Annotated in this window: 1 protein-coding gene; it reads left to right on the forward strand. The window is 60.2% G+C overall.

Going from position 1 to position 1,711, the window contains the following annotated elements:
- Positions 1 to 1,206, forward strand: a 1,206-nt coding sequence (locus NW819_RS14270) for a tetratricopeptide repeat protein (protein WP_414414153.1), incomplete at its 5' end; no start/stop codon positions are given.
- Positions 1,207 to 1,711 lie beyond the last annotated feature (505 nt).

A 1,711-nucleotide genomic window follows, 5' to 3' on the forward strand; every position in this document is an offset into this window, starting at 1 on the left:
CAGCGTAAATGTATCAGGAAGTGGGTCATGCCGTTTGTGATTGCCCCGACCGACGTGGGCGTGCTGGTGCTGGGGGCGAGCCTGTTGCTTTTGGCCGGGGGTTGGGCCTGGTGGCTGCGGCGGCAGAAGCGTGCTGCCTCCCCAGAATCGACAACCGTTTCGCCGGCCCCGGCGGTTGACCCATCTGCCCTTTCGGCGGAACAGGCGGCTCAACTACAGCCCTTCGAGCAGGCGGTGGGAGATCAGCCGCAGGATCCCATTGCCTGGTACAACCGCGCCACCACCCTCGACCACCTGGGGCAAGCCCAAGCTGCCCTGGCCAGCTACGACCGCGCCCTGGAGCTGAAGCCGGACTTCCCCGAAGCCTGGAACAACCGTGGTTCTCTGCTGGACGATCTCGGTCGCCATCAAGAAGCTTTGGCCAGCTATGAGCGGGCTCTGCGGCTGAAACCGGATTTTTTTGAGGCCCGCTTTAACCAGGCCAACACGCTGCGGCAATTGGGCCGCTACGAAGAAGCCCTACGTGCCTACGAACGGGCCCTTGCCCTCAGCCCCGACAGCCCGGAAACGTGGTACCTGCACGGGCTAACCTTAGCCTCTCTGGGACGGTGGCAGGGATCCCTAATCAGCTACGAGAAAGCCCTCGCCATCAACCCCGTCAATGCCCAAGTTTGGCAGAGTCGGGGCCTGGCTCTGTTTCACCTAGAGCGCTACGTCGATGCTCTGGCCAGCTACGAACGAGCCCTGCAACTGGGCTCCGAATCGGCCTCTCTCTGGGCCGGCCATGCCCTTGCCCACCACCGCCTCGGCAACCCGATGGAGGCCCTCAACAGCTATGACCGTGCCCTGGCGCAGGATCCCAAACGCCCTCAGATCTGGGTGCAGCGCGGCCTGGTGCTGATGGACTTGAACCTCTACGAGCTGGCCATCCAGAGTTTTGATCGGGCCCTGCAGATGGATCCCGACAATGCCGAGGCTCACTACGCCAAAGCCTGCTGCTGCGCCTGGGAAGGCCAAGTGCCTCAGGCCCTACAAGCTTTGGAGCAAGCCCTACGCCTGGAGCCGGAACGCTACCGCCCCTTGCTCTCCTCTGAGCCCTATTTCGACCTCATTCGCGAGGAGCCGAGTTTTGCATCCTTTTTGGCAGCCCTTGCCGGCACGGATCCCCCCAAGAACCCCCCGCCGCTGTCACGAACAGCCTCTTGACGTTCTCACCTCCCAGAAGGAGAGGAGAGGCTGGAATGCACAGGCTGTTTCACCGCCAACCTGACCCAATCACCAATAACCACGAGAGCACGCCAACAACAGAAATCCGGCAATTTCGTTGGGTCTTACGGGAAAATTGCGCTCTTTTGCCGATGAAACCCGCCGATTTTCCGTGGAGATGCTGTTGCTTGGGTCAAGAAACCTGGTCAAACTAAGAACGTTCCAGCTCTTGGCAAATCTCAACAGTGTCCGGTTGTGCTTCTAACGCCATCCCTGTAGCCCTGTAGCACCTGCTTGCGCAGGGTCTGGCTGGGCAAAAGCGTCTCTTGACTGGATGGGTGTTGGTTATGGGTGGGATCCTCAACCTTTGAATGGTTTTCGAGTTCCTTGAGTGCTTGTTCTACAGTTATTTTCGGCAAATCGGTAAAGTGGTTGTCTATGATAACGGCCCCTCGCCTGACCTTTCCCAAGAACTCCGTCTCCCTGAGGCGACCGGCGGCCCCCC

The sequence above is a fragment of the Synechococcus sp. R8-2 genome (assembly GCF_047461715.1).
Taxonomy (GTDB): Bacteria; Cyanobacteriota; Cyanobacteriia; order Thermostichales; family Thermostichaceae; genus Thermostichus.